This is a genomic window from Peptostreptococcus canis, from assembly GCF_014229965.1.
GTDB classification, from domain to species: domain Bacteria; phylum Bacillota; class Clostridia; order Peptostreptococcales; family Peptostreptococcaceae; genus Peptostreptococcus; species Peptostreptococcus canis.
Map to the genome: position 1 here is coordinate 303,639 of NZ_JABGBW010000002.1, position 563 is coordinate 304,201.

1 protein-coding gene is annotated in these 563 nt (G+C 35.3%); it reads right to left on the reverse strand.

Features of this window, described 5'->3' with window-relative positions:
• The coding region (locus tag HLB29_RS09630; RefSeq protein ID WP_207719514.1) for a Cna B-type domain-containing protein at nt 1-563 on the reverse strand (563 nt) is incomplete at both ends.

The window sequence follows — 563 nt, forward strand, 5'->3', positions numbered from 1 at the left end:
TTGTACACTTACCTTTCCTGGTGTATATGAATTCTTGACATTGTAACCATTTACTTCCGCAGAATATCCTTCCACCTGTTCCTCTGTAATAGTATAAGTAATTTCTTGTCCATTTTCATACTTGTCAAGATCTTCAAACTTCCACTTCCAACCATCAGCTTCTCTTACTGTCTTAGTTTTAAATACTGTTCCATTCTTTAACAAATTGATTGTAATCTCTGTTGGTCGTTTTCCATCTTGATTGTCTTTATCGTTCCATGTCTTTGAACCTTCTACTGCCATCTTTTCAGATTCTCTTGTGTTAGTTACTGTAAATCCATTTTCAGCTGTTCCCGTAATAGCACTCGTATATCCATTTCCTACTGCTTCTTCTTTGACAGTATATTCTATTTTCTTTCCTGCTTTGTATTTATCAAGATCCGTAAAACTTCCTGTCCAGTTATTTGCATTTGTCAAAATTAGTGTCTTTCCAGGTACTTCCTGTTCATCTGCCAATAACTTGATTATTACACTGTTTGGTCGTTTTCCGTCTTGATCATTATTGTCTTCCCAAGCCTTTGTAA